15 protein-coding genes and 1 riboswitch are annotated in these 15135 nt (G+C 32.6%); of the genes, 5 read left to right on the top strand and 10 right to left on the bottom strand.

The window, feature by feature from the left end; genetic code table 11:
• Positions 1–368: 368 nt before the first annotated feature.
• Entirely contained in the window at positions 369–770 is a 402-nt protein-coding gene (ndk, locus tag HMPREF2811_RS04840; RefSeq protein ID WP_071408338.1) for a nucleoside-diphosphate kinase, read from the top strand.
• 168 nt (positions 771–938) lie between these two features.
• A riboswitch (SAM riboswitch) is annotated at positions 939–1036 on the top strand.
• A 71-nt stretch (positions 1037–1107) separates the two neighbouring features.
• Positions 1108–1425: a hypothetical protein gene (locus HMPREF2811_RS04835; protein WP_071408337.1), complete on the top strand. Its 318-nt coding sequence runs from the start codon at positions 1108–1110 to the stop codon at positions 1423–1425.
• 278 nt (positions 1426–1703) lie between these two features.
• On the opposite strand, the gene HMPREF2811_RS11745 is transcribed toward HMPREF2811_RS04835, so the two are convergent.
• The 9 genes from HMPREF2811_RS11745 to HMPREF2811_RS04795 form a co-directional block, all read right to left on the bottom strand.
• Positions 1704–1982 (bottom strand): GNAT family N-acetyltransferase, encoded by a 279-nt coding sequence (locus tag HMPREF2811_RS11745; protein WP_256388701.1) that lies wholly within the window; start codon positions 1980–1982, stop codon positions 1704–1706.
• 15 nt (positions 1983–1997) lie between these two features.
• Positions 1998–2126: a GNAT family protein gene (locus HMPREF2811_RS11835; RefSeq protein WP_256388700.1), complete on the bottom strand. Its 129-nt coding sequence runs from the start codon at positions 2124–2126 to the stop codon at positions 1998–2000.
• A gap of 612 nt (positions 2127–2738) precedes the next feature.
• On the bottom strand, positions 2739–3926 hold the full coding sequence (locus HMPREF2811_RS04825; RefSeq protein WP_071408336.1) for an ATP-binding protein: 1188 nt from the start codon (positions 3924–3926) through the stop codon (positions 2739–2741).
• A gap of 508 nt (positions 3927–4434) precedes the next feature.
• Positions 4435–4959 carry an SWIM zinc finger family protein gene (locus tag HMPREF2811_RS04820; protein ID WP_071408335.1) on the bottom strand — a complete coding sequence of 175 codons (525 nt, stop codon included), beginning with the start codon at positions 4957–4959 and terminating at the stop codon, positions 4435–4437.
• Between the two features lie 247 nt (positions 4960–5206).
• On the bottom strand, positions 5207–6253 hold the full coding sequence (mcrC, locus tag HMPREF2811_RS04815; protein WP_071408334.1) for a 5-methylcytosine-specific restriction endonuclease system specificity protein McrC: 1047 nt from the start codon (positions 6251–6253) through the stop codon (positions 5207–5209).
• Entirely contained in the window at positions 6250–8412 is a 2163-nt protein-coding gene (locus HMPREF2811_RS04810; RefSeq protein ID WP_071408333.1) for an AAA family ATPase, read from the bottom strand. The genes mcrC and HMPREF2811_RS04810 overlap by 4 nt, the downstream gene beginning before the upstream one ends.
• A gap of 437 nt (positions 8413–8849) precedes the next feature.
• Positions 8850–9242 carry an HIT family protein gene (locus HMPREF2811_RS04805; protein ID WP_071408332.1) on the bottom strand — a complete coding sequence of 131 codons (393 nt, stop codon included), beginning with the start codon at positions 9240–9242 and terminating at the stop codon, positions 8850–8852.
• A 175-nt stretch (positions 9243–9417) separates the two neighbouring features.
• On the bottom strand, positions 9418–10713 hold the full coding sequence (locus HMPREF2811_RS04800; RefSeq protein WP_071408331.1) for a sensor histidine kinase: 1296 nt from the start codon (positions 10711–10713) through the stop codon (positions 9418–9420).
• A 1-nt stretch (position 10714) separates the two neighbouring features.
• Positions 10715–11410: a response regulator transcription factor gene (locus HMPREF2811_RS04795; protein ID WP_071408330.1), complete on the bottom strand. Its 696-nt coding sequence runs from the start codon at positions 11408–11410 to the stop codon at positions 10715–10717.
• 127 nt (positions 11411–11537) lie between these two features.
• Here HMPREF2811_RS04795 and HMPREF2811_RS04790 point away from each other — a divergent pair, with 127 nt between their 5' ends.
• From HMPREF2811_RS04790 to HMPREF2811_RS04780, 3 genes are read left to right on the top strand one after another with little or no spacing between them, the layout of a single operon-like run.
• Positions 11538–12431 (top strand): ABC transporter ATP-binding protein, encoded by an 894-nt coding sequence (locus HMPREF2811_RS04790; protein WP_071408329.1) that lies wholly within the window; start codon positions 11538–11540, stop codon positions 12429–12431.
• A 1-nt stretch (position 12432) separates the two neighbouring features.
• Positions 12433–13185: a hypothetical protein gene (locus HMPREF2811_RS04785; RefSeq protein WP_071408328.1), complete on the top strand. Its 753-nt coding sequence runs from the start codon at positions 12433–12435 to the stop codon at positions 13183–13185.
• 8 nt (positions 13186–13193) lie between these two features.
• Positions 13194–13898 carry an ABC transporter permease gene (locus tag HMPREF2811_RS04780; protein ID WP_071408327.1) on the top strand — a complete coding sequence of 235 codons (705 nt, stop codon included), beginning with the start codon at positions 13194–13196 and terminating at the stop codon, positions 13896–13898.
• Positions 13899–14285: 387 nt separating this feature from the next.
• On the opposite strand, the gene HMPREF2811_RS04775 is transcribed toward HMPREF2811_RS04780, so the two are convergent.
• Entirely contained in the window at positions 14286–15035 is a 750-nt protein-coding gene (locus HMPREF2811_RS04775; protein WP_071408326.1) for a class I SAM-dependent methyltransferase, read from the bottom strand.
• Positions 15036–15135 lie beyond the last annotated feature (100 nt).

The following is a 15135-nucleotide window of genomic DNA, read 5'->3' as shown; positions in this document are numbered from 1 at the left end:
AAAACGCCCTCAAAAATCGAATGCTATTTAATATGTTATTGGTTTTCTAATTTACAATATTTCCAATGGTTTAATTAAAAATATTTTTTCGAAACTCAAAACTAAAATACTATGGGGAGTTAACCAGCACCTACTAAAGACTTTGGAATCAAGCAATTGCTGACCTCTTATTGCACGCAATCCATCATAACGTTAGAAATCGTGCTGCCATAATCATATCTCAGTACACAGCTGTTCTAAATTTTGATAAAGGCACGCACGCGACATAACCTGGCATCGTAAATGAATACGCTAGCACCATATCAAGGGTATTATCATCACTTTCTTGGTATAATAATGAAAATAAGGTTTAGGAGAGTGATTAAATCATGAGTCAACAAACATACATCATGTTAAAACCAGACTGCTTGAAGCGCGGCTTGATGGGAGAAGTGATTTCGCGGATTGAAAAGAAAGGATACCGTATAGTACAAGCCAAATTAATGACCCTTGACGCATCGATTATTGCCGAACATTATGCTCATCTGATCGACAAGCCCTTTTATCCTAGGCTCGAACAGTTTATGTTATCAGGCCCTGTCTTTGGCATGGTGGTAGAAGGAGAAGAAGTAATTCAAGGCATGAGAGCTATGATGGGACCAACGAATGTCTTTGAAGCAGCACCCGGTACGATTCGTGGAGACTATGCAACGGATGTCACTTATAATCTGATTCATGGATCAGACTCGCCTGAAACAGCTAAAGTAGAAATTAACCGATTTTTTAACTGATGATAAGCGACGTTCAAACGCAACAAAATTCTGTTCTACGTCGCTATCGAAGTAACTGCGTTGAAGTTTATTATTTAGCCAATTTAAAACGACTTTCATCTAACGTAAAAAATAATCATTGAAATATCGCTTAATAAATGATAATATCAATATACAATTAAAAGTCACAACTTATCCAGAGCAAGCAGAGGGAATTGGCCCCATGACGCTTCAGCAACCTACCATTGGCAAGGTGCTAAATCCAACTCGAAAGAGATAGATGAGTCGAATCCAGTTATTTGGCACGACGAATCTCGTTGTGCTTTTTTAATTGAATAAATAACTAGGAGTGGTTTGTTTGTTACCAGAAATGAAGAGTAGTTTTGATGAGTTTATTAAAGGAATCAAAAAATTTGGTATTGTGCCGCAATTAAGATTCCGAAGAAGTCTGAGTGGTGATGTCACTGAACATGATTGGGTATTTCTAGTCAATACGCGTCCACCGCATAATGGCGCACATATTGGTCGTTGCTGTACCTGTTGTATTGGCAATGGTAGTATCAATGATTACGATCATTTCAAAGAATCTTTTAGCTATGAAGAATACGAAACGATTGTAAACCTGTTATTTGATTATATTTATACTGACTCTCAGCATAAATCCATTCAGCCATAATCCGACTCATCAAGAAAGAGAGTTTAAGGGCCACGCTATTGAGCATGCCACTTAGACTCTCTTTTTGTGTTGATATATTTTTTTGTAGAGATAAGGCTTTTGTTGTTTAGCCCCATACAATTTCATTATCTTAGGCAGTGGCAAACAATAGAAAATCGATTGAATTTTGCTTCATTTCTTGCTCTCTAACTACGATATTATCTGGAATTTTTTATTTTGTCTAACCTCGAGATGCCCATAAGTCTTTTTATGTACTATACCGGTTAAGCCGTAAAATCTTACGCTTTATACTGCATTAAAAGTTCAAGATTATTGGTGACTTCGTCCATCTCTTGCGAGATAGTCGTTAATCCTTCACGTTTATAGAATTTTACGGCACTCTTATTTTCATGATATACCGTAAGCAGCAATTCCTGACGAAGCCCTTTTACATAATCTAGTAATTGCTTGCCAATGCCTTTAGAACGCATACTCTTATCTACAAAAATCCCCGCAAGATAATTATCCTGCACCCCAACGAAGCCCACAATTTTATTCTCATTTTCATAAACATTGATTTCAGCATCTAAAAGTTATTCTTTAACCATTGGTGCATTAGCTATCCAATATTCGCGATTTATAAAGTGATGTGCCTCAAGATTACTATCAAGCCAAATTTGCATCACTTGATCAAGATCTTCTAATTTAAACGCTCTAATCATTTTCAATTCCTACTTTCTGTGGTACTAATTTACTGGTTTTAGACTGGTACTATGTATGGATTACAAATAAGCTATTTCGCTACCATCCTCCATATTGTAGACACTTTTTTTGAACTCTAATTGCTTACCTTTCGTTTCCATAAATCGATCATTGCCATAGTCAAAGTGAAACGTTCGATAGGCTAAACCAGATAAAATCACAACCAACGTAACCAGAATTACTATAACAATTTTCACTTAATTCATAGTATTTTCCCTTTTAATACTAACTTTACGTTTTCATCCTATCATTTTACGAATAAGAGATACTTTTTTTCTACGAAAAAAGACCGAAACATTTTACACAGCCTCCAAAATTATTATCGACTCACATTAACTTTTTATCTATTCACATAAATTGATGGAAAACCAAAAAATCAAGCATAATTTCATCTCCGGTCCCTCATAAGATTTACTAGAATCGGCTTTTGCTTTATAAACATTGTTATTTTACTTGACTCAATTCTTAACATCAATTCACATTTTTCCATATGCACCAAGCTTTAACTATAGATAAGCAGGCCCCGTTTCTAAGTCTTGGAAATAAACTCATGAAGCATTATCTTTACCGCCTTAAAAATCTATTTCTCCATTTAAAAATTTTTCTGCATTTAAATTTATTATACCTTCTTTTGAAAAATCGAGCGTATCTAAGCTTAAAATAATCTTCGGATAGTTATCTTTTAACATTTGTAGCGGTCTAAATTCACGTTCTCTTGTCTTTTCATCCATCAAACTCAAACTTACTTGTATGTATATTATCTCCTCATATTTTTTACAAATAAAGTCTATTTCGTATTCATCTATCTCACCTGTATAAATTTTATAACCTCTTCGAAGAAGTTCTATAAATACAAGATTTTCTAAAAGATGACCATAATCTTTGTTCCCACCCGCAATTAATGAAGTTCTTAAACCTGGGTCAACTCCATAGAATTTATTGTTTCTTGCGAAGACTTTTCTTCCCTTTAAATCATATCTTTCCAACTCATATATTAAATAGGCTTCTTTTAAATATTCTAAGTAAACAGATACCGTTTCTTCTTTTGTATTAATTCCTAACTCAGATTTTATCGTATTAGCTATCTTTCTGACTGAAAAAATGGAACCAGAATTTTGAAATATAAAACTCGCTAAAGCTCTTAATAGATGACTATTATTGATTTTATTTCTTAACATGACATCTTTTAATAATACTGAATCTAGTAAATCATTAAGAATGGTGATTTTTGAGTAATTATTTTCAATTCCTACTACTCCAGGAAATCCACCGTAAATCATATAATCTTGCAATGTTAATTTAGAATCCTTTAATTTGGATTCCCTTAACGAAAATGGGTAGACAACAATAGAAACATATCTTCCAGCTAAATAGGTCGCAAGTTCGGATGATAACAACTGAGCATTTGAACCAGTTATTACAATATCTATTTTCTTTTCAAGATGAAGAGAATTTACTGCAACCTCCCATTTATTAACAATTTGAATCTCATCAAATAATAGATAATATTGTAAATTCCCTTTAGTTTTGTCTTTAATATAGTTATGAAGTGCTACACTATCTTGAAGTTCTAAAGTATCTAGATTTTCAAAATTCAAATAAATAATCTGTTCTTCAGTTACTCCATTTTCTAGTAGCCAATCCTTATATTGAAACATAATGGTAGACTTTCCAGACCTTCTAACACCTGTAATGACTTTTATTAAATCTTTATTCTTCCATTCTTTTAACCAGTTAAGTTCTCGTTCTCTGATTATCATTATTTTTCTCCCATGGTATATTTTTGTTTCACAATAATTATATCACCATAAGGGAGATTTTTCAAACATAATCCTAAATTTTATCTCCCCAAAGGAGATATATATGAGTTTTTATTGACTTATATCGCTATCAGAGAAGTAGATGATTATGACATAACCCTCATTTTAAATTTTCTCTCAAACTATTATATTATTCTAATAGATTCGAGAAATATCAATTGATGAAGTATTATTTTCTAAAAATAAGATCTTTATCATACAATTTAAAATATTGAAGTGCTCGAAAAAGAAGCTGGGAAAAACTAAATAGTTTTGGTCCCAACTTATCTTCTAGTTAATTAACTGTTCGGTGGTTACGTCTCCTTAAGCTACATTCTTCGAATATATTTAAATCCTACTCAAATGCGCCAAGGTAGGCAGATGAAGTTAAAATCTTTTGATTATCAATGCTTATTCTTTCTATCTACGGTATTGCCTGTTATTTGCACTTTTTTAATAATTATACTATTTAATAATAATAATAATAATCGTCATCGTAGTCATCATCATCAAAATTCGGATATTCACTATCAAACTCTGTTAAAAGAGCTTCTATTAATTTCTCTCTGAGCTGTTCAACGCTAAGACTATTTACATAAGCTGTAATCTCTTTTAACTCCTTTTGTCGCTCTTTTTGATATTCATTTTCCCATTCATTGTATGCTTCTTCTTTTGCTTTTTCCTGTTCCTCGATTTCTGCGATAATAGCATCCGCTTGTTTAGGAAAATAGTAGAAGTATAATGCTACCATATGCTTACAAACCACTCTTCTCCCATTAGCAAACGGGCAATTACATTTTGACTTTCTGGGATGATTAATATCAATTGAAACATGATACACATTTTCATTAGAGCCTTTAACTTCCCCTTTATAGATGCCCTCGCCACAACAAGTTCCATTTAAAACAGCCTTATTTTGATGGTAGGAAATTCCTCTATGAAAAGACGCATTACTTGCCAAATGAACGAGTTTCAACTCTTCCCAAATACTCATATATCCACCTCAATTTATTTAAATATTATTATTTTTCTTGTTAAAAAAACTCTTTTCTTCTAAAAAAACAACACCTTAGAAAACAAACCGACTCATTAAACATGCTTTTTTCTGTTCATTTCAAGAAATGTTTTTTCGTATTTTCCCCAATCCACATAGGAATATTACTCCCTATGCGTATAGGTACCACCCTATTTACCAAACGCAATCCATTATGGACTTCTTAAATTAAATTCTTTTTTCTTTGCTAACATTTCGCAACCTCACCAAAATGCATCTCTAAAATTTTATCTAATTGAGATGTAATCTGTTCAAATGGAAGATTCAAATCTAAAGTTTTTACACTAATTTGATTACCATGCATTTGATACACATTATCCGGTTGAATCATAGCATCTGTTTTGGCATACAACAACATTCCAGACACGTTACTGTCATCCTCACCAAATTGATATTCACGGTTTTTTACATAAGTGAAAATTTGATAAAGGTTATTTGAATGCAGTGTATGGTTTTCATACTGCACTTGGGTGGTATTCTTATAATATTTAGCGTCGATAATTAATACCGTATTTCCTTTTTGAAGATGAATATCAGTCTGCATTATTGGTAGCATATCGCCTCTGCCATCATCTAATGACCAAGGTATTTGTGAAGCACTTACGGAAATAGCATGATAGTGCTTTTTATAATACTCTAGAATAAACTTCTCGTATAAACGGGACATTCTTTGATCATCCAGGAAATCCATTAGCTTTGTTGTTCCATCAGTATTAGTTTGGAGTAGACCTTTCACCACCAAATAACATATTGACATAAGCATCTGATAGGATTGATTGTTACCATTATATTGCATATTCCAGTTTACCGAATACAAATCTATCGGTGTAACATCCACAAAGAACACCATTAACTTACGCAGTTCTTTTTTTCTACTTTTTGCAATATCGGCTTTCAAAAGTAGCTCCACAGTTGATTTTATAATTCGATTCATTGTACTATCTACAGAAAAATCATCATATATACAAATCAATTTATTTCGCATCATGATCTGAGTCTTTACGGAATCAGCAATATTTATTTTACCTCGTAAAGATGATAATTCTTCCGTATGGGATATATACTCTCTTCCTAATCCTCGCTTCAACTGGATAGAGATGCCTTTGGCCAAAATGGCTGCCATCAGATCTGCAGTATTAGCAAATCTTTCAGTTGCGATTCTCTTATATCCCTGTTGATTCAACACTTTGAAAGCATATACCAGCATATAATAAACATTTTGAACTCGTATCACTTAATGGCACCCCTTAAATGATTGCTCCAAGTCTGGACCTTCGCAGGCTCGTCAAACCAGTATTCCTTCAAGAGTGGTATCAGCTCATATTCAATGATACCAAAGAGTACATGATCCGCAATAGTGTCCGATGTCAGATTACAAAAATAGCTATGCCCAATACAGAAGCCGTCACCTAATGATTCGTCCTCAGATATCACTTTATTCAGTTGCTCTACACAATTTATCAAATTATCAAACTTTACATTATCTAAGCTCATTCGATAATTTCTAAATTCTGTTGTAGTAAAACCTGGCTTAATTTCAAAGAATGCAAATCGTCTTCTCAATGCATAATCCAACATAGCCAAGCTACGATCAGCGGTATTCATCATACCAATGATATGAATATTTTTTGGAACAGAGAATTTCTCGTCGGAATACAAGAGTTTCAAAGAAACGCCTCTTTTATCATTTTCAATTAGCATAAACAACTCACCAAATATTTTGCTTAAGTTACCTCTATTTATTTCATCGATAATAAAAAAGTAATCATTTTCCCCATCGATTTCTGCCTTCTTACAGAAATTATAGAAAGCACCCCGTTTTAACTCAAAACCATTAGTTGACGGCCTAAACCCCATGATAAAGTCTTCATAAGAGTAGCTCTGGTGGAATTGCACCATCATCACTCGTTCTATATCCTTTACTCCCATCATTGAGAACGCAAGCCTTTTGGCAGCAAAAGTCTTTCCAACACCGGGTGCTCCCTGAAGAATAATATTTTTCTTCATTTTTAGAATGTTAGTCAATTTTTCATATTCTTCTTCTGGCATATATACCTCAGACAAGAAATCTTGCTTCGTGTATTCAGGATAATTTTGCTCAATTTCTTCTAAATCTTCTTCAGACTCATCTTTAAATAGAGAATTTAGTTGCTCTACATAATCTATATAAGAAGTAATATCGGTAAGAGTTTTCATGACCGCTTGACCTGGATGTGGCCATTCGCCTTTATGAGTCCAATTTACCTGACGTGTATTTTTATATTCATCAAGCCGTTCTTTATCATATTCATATTCCGAGGTCACTACCCCTCGGCCTACTAACTCACGCATCCCTTTTTTTACGAAAATAATATCTCCGACCTTCATTTCATTTACAAACTGCCAAGTTGCGTGAGCACTATTTTTATACGATAATTTTTCATCGAAAGTCGCCTTCATCTTTTCTTTCATAGCATCTTTTGAATCAAAATCTCGAAGGTCGCCAATTTCGCCCCAACCTATTGCCATGATACCCTCATTATAAAATTCATCCCACATTGATGAGCCCTCTCCAGGGGAATAAATCCAATAATGAACCGTATCAACATCATCAGCAAGAGTATCACTGACCTTGGTTGCTGATTTTTTCTCTGCTGCTTTTTCCTGATTAACTTGATTAGAATATTTCCATGCATCAAAAGACATTTCCTTGAAGTCTTTCAGTTCGCTCTTAGGGCTCTGCAAATAATGACGTAGCGTTTCTCTTATTTGAAAATATTTAGTTGCAGAAATCTTTCCCTCAATCTCAGGTAACTCTTTAACAACATCATGAGGTATTTTACCTGATTCATAAATATACCATTCGTTGCGGCTGTCCAGATTCAAGAATGCGTTAGGAGAAATCCAATAAAGAGCCATGGTAATCTTGCTATTCCCATTACCTTTTTTATTAATCGCCAAATCAAAATAATGCATAAATTTCTCTTTATTATCAGCAGTAGGTTCCTGAACATAAGCCAGAGCAGATGTAAACAACTCCCATAAATCATCAATGTCATTTTCTTCACGCTCATCAATAAAATAATAGAAAGTAGCATTTTGAGGATTGAGAACGGGTAGACTATCGAAAGATGTCGGAACGGGTGTTTTAATATTAAACAGATCAACAATTGCGGTTAAAATTTTGATTCGATTATCGTCTCTCAGTTTCTTATTAAAAAGACCAAATACAGTAAAGGGATCAATATCAATCAGATTATTTTCCCTTTCCAATGTAGGCATATTCATACCCGTCATAGAATAAATCGCCTTTACTTTCTCTACAAGTTCATTTCTGTTATCTTTATAATCTAATAGCTTTGAAGCGAATTCTTTATAAAAATCCACCCAATCGTAATGAGTTTGTTCGTTCATTTGCCTTCCTCCAAATATTATTCAAATAATCTCATAATGAAACTCCATTAATAGCATCTTTATTATCTCACTCAACACTCTATCATATTCTGGCTGTTAAAACTTTGATTAAGGCGAAACAACGTATTCTAAGTTCCCTCTACCTTTTAGTCTGTATTATAACTTATCTCAAAACTATATGCCACAGCATGAAACACACCTCTAAACGTCTTATCACATGATTTATCCTAGTCTTTATGCTTTTTTCTAAATTGTCGTAATCTCTATCTTACCTAATAATATCCAGATGACACCCTCTAAAAAAAGCGTCCCCTACACTCAGTTTGAAAACATAAGTGTAAGGCCGCTTCCTATAAAACATATATGGTCACTAATAACTAAATGAGAAAACTTAATATGACCGACGTTAACGCGCATAATGAAAGACTCTTATCTATTTACAAAGCATCTTTCAATTTTGTGGCAACAGCTTCAGATACTTCTTTAGTACCTTCTGGGTAAAGCCAATCATAACCGTCATCTTCATATCTTGGAAAAACATGTAGATGAAAATGACCAAAGTCACAGTTTGCTCCACCATTTTGCATTATGCCATAATCTGATGCGTGGTATACCGTCGTGAATGCTTTAATCATTCTTCGAATCACGCTGGTAATTTCTTGCACATAGGCATCAGGAAGATTGACGATAGAATCGACATGAATCTTAGGGATTATCAGCACGTGACCTTCATTGGCCGGTTCAATATCCAGAATCGTCATCGTCTTTTCCGTCTCATCTACAACATAAGCCGCTTGCTTACGCCTGACTATATCACAAAACACACACATACTACTTGCTCCTCATTATTATAGATACTGAAGTTTTTATTGATTGTCTGACCACATTTTTCCTTACAGCTGATAGTGTGGCCTGCGCTTCACATTCATCAATCTCTCCTTGCATGAATCATCGACTTATTGGTTTTTCGATTCAAAATTTTTAAGTGCCAATGTAAAATACAACTTAATTCATATACTCAAAAATAAAAGATACTTCAAGTCCGGAAGTCTTATTTTCAATTAATAAATTCCCATCATGTAATTCTACAATTTGTTTTGAAATAAATATTCCCAATCCATGTCTTGTAATATTGGTTAAATCTTCTCTATTAATCTTTTCAATCATCTGTTCAGATAAGCCAGGCCCTTCATCCAAGATACTAATCCTTAATCTATTATCCGCATCGGAAAGGATAACTCTAATTTTCCCTTGAGTATAAATAAGTGCATTTTTTAAGATATTTTCAAGCATTCTATAAAATAAATTGGCATCCATTTTAATCTTAAGATTTTTATTGGTTAATTCATTTTCAAAAACAATTTCTCTATTTGGGTTTTCATTTAATTTATCTACTATTAGTTTTCGTATTACTTTTAAGGGATTTTCGTACTCAAATCCTTCCTTATCTATATTCGCAAGCGACATCGTAAGATTTAATCCCTCTAATATATTTGAAATTTTTAAAACTTGATCTTGAATATTTTCGATATTCATATCTAATTTACTTTCTTTATTTAATTCCCAAGAAATTTTTGCTAGTGGCGTTCTGACATCATGACTGACCCCTCTAATCCATTTACTTTGGGATTCCTTTAAATTATTATATTTTTCATTGGCCTCATTAATCGCAAAAGCCAACTCTTTTAATTCTCCTTCTTCATCTAGTTTTTCAAAGTCAGCTTCAAATAGTTTATCTATCGCTCTCTGAAATGGCAATATATTATTAATGATTTCTTTAATATCAACTCTGTAAAGAAGATAAACAAAGAGTAAAAATAAAAATAAAAATAAAACGACTAGTCCAAAGTTAAAAATTAAATTATTGTAATTATAATAGTTAAAAGGAAATTTATCTAGTGAATGTTTTGGATAAGCAAATATGAGTAATCCCTCCTCTATAATGTAAGTAAAGACAGGATAATCTGCTAAATAAAATCTAGAAAACCTTGCAACATCTGTTAAATCAAACTGTTCTTTAACCTCATCTGGTTTATTAAAACTCTCGATCACTCTACCGTTTTTATCCAGTCTTATCGACCAAATAGCATTTTCTTTTAGAAATTCGTTATTTTTTTCATTTAGGTATCTATTCGTTTTATTATTTTCTACGTAGGTATAAATATCATTTGGATTTTGATATTCATCATTTAACCGGTAGTTTAAATAGAGAAAAATCATCAGTAATCCTATTAAAAAAAACATTAATGCTAAGATTCTAATAACAATTTTTTTAAATCTCTTTATTATATAATTAAACATATTATTCCTCTTTAACCAACTTATACCCAAGTCCCTTGATGGTGATTAAAATTTTGGGTTCTCTTGGATTATCTTCCAACTTCTCACGCAGTCTATATATATGTGTAATTAAGGTGTTCTCATAACCATAAGAATCTTCCCATATATGTTCTAATATTCGATCAATAGAAACAATCATATTTATATTTTCAGATAAGAAATCGAGGATTTTAAACTGTGTAGCAGTTAAAGCAATCTCCTCACCGTATTTTACAAGTATACCCTTTGCTTTATCAAAAATTACATTTCCTAATTGTATCTTTTCATCATTTTTTATGATGTTACTTCGTCTTAAAACGGCATCAATTCTCCAAAGAAGTTCATCTGGAAAAAAAGGCTTAACAAGATAGTCATCGGCCTTATTTTCAAAACCTTCTTTCCTATCATCTATCCCATCAAGAGCCGATAGAATAATAACAGGTATATCAGAATACTTTCTAATTTCTTTTAATAAGTCAAACCCACTCCCATCTGGCAACATTAAGTCTAAGACTATTAAATCGATTTTAAAATTTTCCAATTTAAATTTAGACTCTTTTAAATTTTTGGCTGTATAAACTTTTTTAAAACCTTTTTCCTTTAAAAAATTATATAAATTCTCTAACAAAATTTTTTCATCATCAATTATTAATAAAGAAATATCTCTTCTATAATCCATTTAATCCCCTCATTTATTCTAATTATACACTAGCCTTTTATTTTTTGGTGTTTTGTGATGTAAAAGTGATGTTGATTAAAGCTTATTTTTATTATAAGATGATATTCTTTTTTTAGGAGGTAGAATAATGAAACATATCTTAGAAATTAGCAATTTGCGAAAATCATATAACAAAAAAAACGTTTTAGACATCGACTCTTTATCAATTGAAGAAGGCTCTATCTATGGACTGATAGGGAAGAATGGCGCTGGTAAATCCACACTAATGAAAATAATACTGGGGCTTGTCGAAAAAGATAGTGGTACCGTTCAAATCTTCGGAAAGGAAGTCAATACAAAAAACCAAAAAGATTTTAATAAACATCTTGGTGGCCTCATTGAAAACCCTTCTTTTTATGACCACCTCACAGGCTATGAAAACTTAGAAATCATTTGCCAACTAAAGGGAATAGAAAAGACAGAAATTTTAAAAACTTTAGAGCTTGTTGGACTTAATAATGTAAGGGATAAGAAGGCTAAGGAATACTCACTTGGAATGAAACAACGTCTTGGTATAGCGATAGCACTAATCGGCAATCCAAAGCTTTTAATATTAGATGAACCTATCAATGGCTTAGATCCTCAAGGGATAGAAGAAATGAGAAATTTATTTAAAAAAATCGTTAGCAATACTTCTACAAGCATTCTAATCTCTTCGCATATCCTTGATGAAATAGAAAAAATCGCAACTCACATTGGAATCATTAAAGAAGGAAAATTAACCTACAATGGAAGCTTAAAACAATATAGAAGGCTTCATCCACCATTCATAACCCTAAGCACATCAGATAACCAAAAAGTCTTAGAACTATTAGAGCTTCCTAGCGAGCGATTAAATGAAGACAAAATAAATTTAGGAAAAATATCTAATCAGGAAATAGCTGAGATAGTAAACTTCTTACATGGAAAAGTAGCAATATACCGGATCGAAGAAGAAAAAGAAAGTTTAGAAAAGCTATTTATTGAAGAAAGTAGGAACTAATATGAAAAACTTAGAAAGACAAAAATATAAAAGACTAAGAATAAATTTCTTAATCCTAATAGTATTTTTCACCCAAATGTTAATAGTAACAGGAGTAAGTTTTTCAAAATCATTTTTAGCAGGATATTTTCCACTGGCTTACATCTTAGATACCTATTTATTTATATCCTTATTATTCAATCCTATTTTGATTTCATCGATAGTAAAAAAGGTAATTGAAATTGAAGAAAAAAATAAAATGTGGCAGATGCAAATAATCCTTGGTCAAAAAGTTAACTCGATTCTTTTTGATAAATTTAAAATTATATCTCTTAAGCTCATTTCACTTCAAGTAATAGAAGGTATCTTTTTTATAATATTAGCAAAAAGGTCACTTCAGTTTAATCTTAATACTGATGTCGTCTTAAGATTTGGACTAGTAAACTTTACAGCGATCATTATTAATATGTTTTTCTTGAGTTCCTTTATGATTGTCGAGATGAAGTCCAAAAAAGTCTACACCTTATCATTTGTTTCGATAATAGGAGGTCTTACTGGCATCATTACGATGCTGACTTCTAATACCCTGACTTATATCAATCCCTTTGCTTGGATGGCTAGTATTTTAAATATATCTTATGTCAATAATGGGAGCGAATTTATCCAAGTATTAAATCCAATCAATTTTTATACGCCAATTATTAGTTTTATCTTTTTAATAACAAGCCTTAGCTACCTTAAAACAATGAAATCTTATAATTTATACAAAGACTAGGTGAAAAAATGTTAAAAATAGAATTTAAAAAAATTAAGTTTATCAATATCTTACTAGTAAGTCTCATTATCCCTCTATTAGCCAATGCTTTTGGTCTGATAAATTATTTGACAAATAAAGAAACTTTGTCACTTGAGTGGGAAAGTCTATGGACTCAGGTTAGCTTATTTTACTTCTCATTTTTTTATATCCCTTTAATTGCGATTGTCATAGCAAGCCTGTGGTCTTACGAACACAAGGCGGGTCTTAAATTTATCATTATGAGTCCAAAGAAAAATATCGCCTATATCATCGTTAAATTACTATTAGCCTTCATCATAATAAGCTTTTGTCAAATTTACTTTGTCTCTATTTTTTATCTAGGAGGAAAATATATTGGTGGTTTTTCAAATATAGAGTTTGATATATACTTTTATTACATAGGCATTAGCATCCTGTTCGCTCTTCCTATCATAGCAATTTTTGGTGCGCTGGCTATCAAAATAAAATCTTTTGGAATAATAGTACTCCTATCTACTATCTTTACTATGTTTGGATTCGCAACAGCCTTTAATTCTCTAAAAATAGTCGGTCTTAGTTTCTTGGCTATTGAAGCAAATAACTTACGATTTATAAATCTAAACGATTTAGTTATATTAACTTTCTTTGCACTGGGAGAATTGATTATAGCTTTATATCTTTCCAATAGATTTTTACTTTATGAAAACAAATAATTTATAATAGCCCCTCAAAAAATATCTTGTTAGAGGGTGGGCATAAACTTGATTAATTTATTCAAGTTATTGTTCGTTATTAAAAGCGCAGTGGTTGAGTAGGTTCAAATCTTTTAACGAACATCCAATAGGACCATTGACATGATTCAATCTACCTGTGAATAGCCATCGTTAAGCGATGGACCGATAGAAGGAATTAACAACAAGATTAAAGACCTAAAACCCAATACATATGCACTCGTCATCATCAGTTCCGTCATCAAAATCTTTTAAGGTCCAGACTGTATCTGTCTAGGAAGTATAAAAATAAGCTACATACCGTAGCTCAATTTCTAAGAAGGCTCTATCCACCCTATTACAAGGAGCCTTTTATTTTTAACGTTCAAATTAATTATTGGGGACGATTACAGCGCAATATGATAGACAATCTGACAGTGACGCTTGTGGATGGTACTGCATTGCCTGATAATCCATTCTTCCTTCTGGATATAGCGATAGGACTTCGAATCCTGCTTCATTAGCCATCCGCTCGAAGTCTTCTGGTAAGTAACATTTCAACCGTTGAGTGTACTCTTCATCAGTGCCTTCTCTCTTCCAGATATCAATCATTTCATGCGCTGCCTCATCATAGTAATAACGATGTGAGACATCCTCAATTAAAGGTAATGTGACACCATCTGCTTTCCGCCAATGATTCGGATTATAGACTTCAATATATGCTTTTCCGTCTGGTTTCAGCCATTCTTTAATCCGTTTTAATAATTTCAACTGATCCGCATCTGCGCCAATACCAAACCCATCTAAATAATAGACTAAATCAAATTGCGACTGGGCATCAAATTGATAAAAATCTTCCCTTAAAAAATTGACTTGCGCTGCATACTTCGCTTGATTCTCGAGCGCAATTTGGTGCACCGTAGGCTCAAAGTCAATAGCTGTCACTTCAACATCCAAATCACTCAAAGAAATAGCAGCCAAGCCCACCCCGCAGCCTAACTCCAAGGCAGTAGCGGGTCGGTCAGATAGTCGCTCTAACATGGTATGAACGGTCGATTGATAATCTTCTACCGAAAGTTCCCGATGCGCTGCTTGTAACATCTTTTGCGTCTCATAGTAAAATGTTTGATTTTCTTGCATAAAGTTTCCTCCCTCTTAACAAAGTTTTGATTTCAATAGTTTACTCCACTTTAGCATAGTACCTTTTTTAATACTTGGATAGTAAAATTAAGCTAGAAAA

It is taken from the genome of Globicatella sp. HMSC072A10 (assembly GCF_001811625.1).
GTDB lineage: Bacteria > Bacillota > Bacilli > Lactobacillales > Aerococcaceae > Globicatella > Globicatella sanguinis.
Note: the sequence above shows the minus strand (reverse complement) of the source record. Positions and strands in the feature narration are given on the sequence as shown.

Excerpts from the sequence above, each read along its gene's own strand:
- HMPREF2811_RS04810 (WP_071408333.1), bottom strand. The coding sequence starts at position 8,412 with ATGAACGAACAAACTCATTACGATTGGGTGGATTTTTATAAAGAATTC.
- HMPREF2811_RS04795 (WP_071408330.1), bottom strand. The coding sequence starts at position 11,410 with ATGGATTATAGAAGAGATATTTCTTTATTAATAATTGATGATGAAAAA.
- HMPREF2811_RS04825 (WP_071408336.1), bottom strand. The coding sequence starts at position 3,926 with ATGATAATCAGAGAACGAGAACTTAACTGGTTAAAAGAATGGAAGAAT.
- HMPREF2811_RS04785 (WP_071408328.1), top strand. The coding sequence starts at position 12,433 with ATGAAAAACTTAGAAAGACAAAAATATAAAAGACTAAGAATAAATTTC.
- HMPREF2811_RS04790 (WP_071408329.1), top strand. The coding sequence starts at position 11,538 with ATGAAACATATCTTAGAAATTAGCAATTTGCGAAAATCATATAACAAA.
- HMPREF2811_RS04780 (WP_071408327.1), top strand. The coding sequence starts at position 13,194 with ATGTTAAAAATAGAATTTAAAAAAATTAAGTTTATCAATATCTTACTA.
- HMPREF2811_RS04805 (WP_071408332.1), bottom strand. The coding sequence starts at position 9,242 with ATGTGTGTGTTTTGTGATATAGTCAGGCGTAAGCAAGCGGCTTATGTT.
- HMPREF2811_RS11835 (WP_256388700.1), bottom strand. The coding sequence starts at position 2,126 with ATGATTAGAGCGTTTAAATTAGAAGATCTTGATCAAGTGATGCAAATT.
- HMPREF2811_RS04775 (WP_071408326.1), bottom strand. The coding sequence starts at position 15,035 with ATGCAAGAAAATCAAACATTTTACTATGAGACGCAAAAGATGTTACAA.
- HMPREF2811_RS04820 (WP_071408335.1), bottom strand. The coding sequence starts at position 4,959 with ATGAGTATTTGGGAAGAGTTGAAACTCGTTCATTTGGCAAGTAATGCG.
- HMPREF2811_RS04800 (WP_071408331.1), bottom strand. The coding sequence starts at position 10,713 with ATGTTTAATTATATAATAAAGAGATTTAAAAAAATTGTTATTAGAATC.
- ndk (WP_071408338.1), top strand. The coding sequence starts at position 369 with ATGAGTCAACAAACATACATCATGTTAAAACCAGACTGCTTGAAGCGC.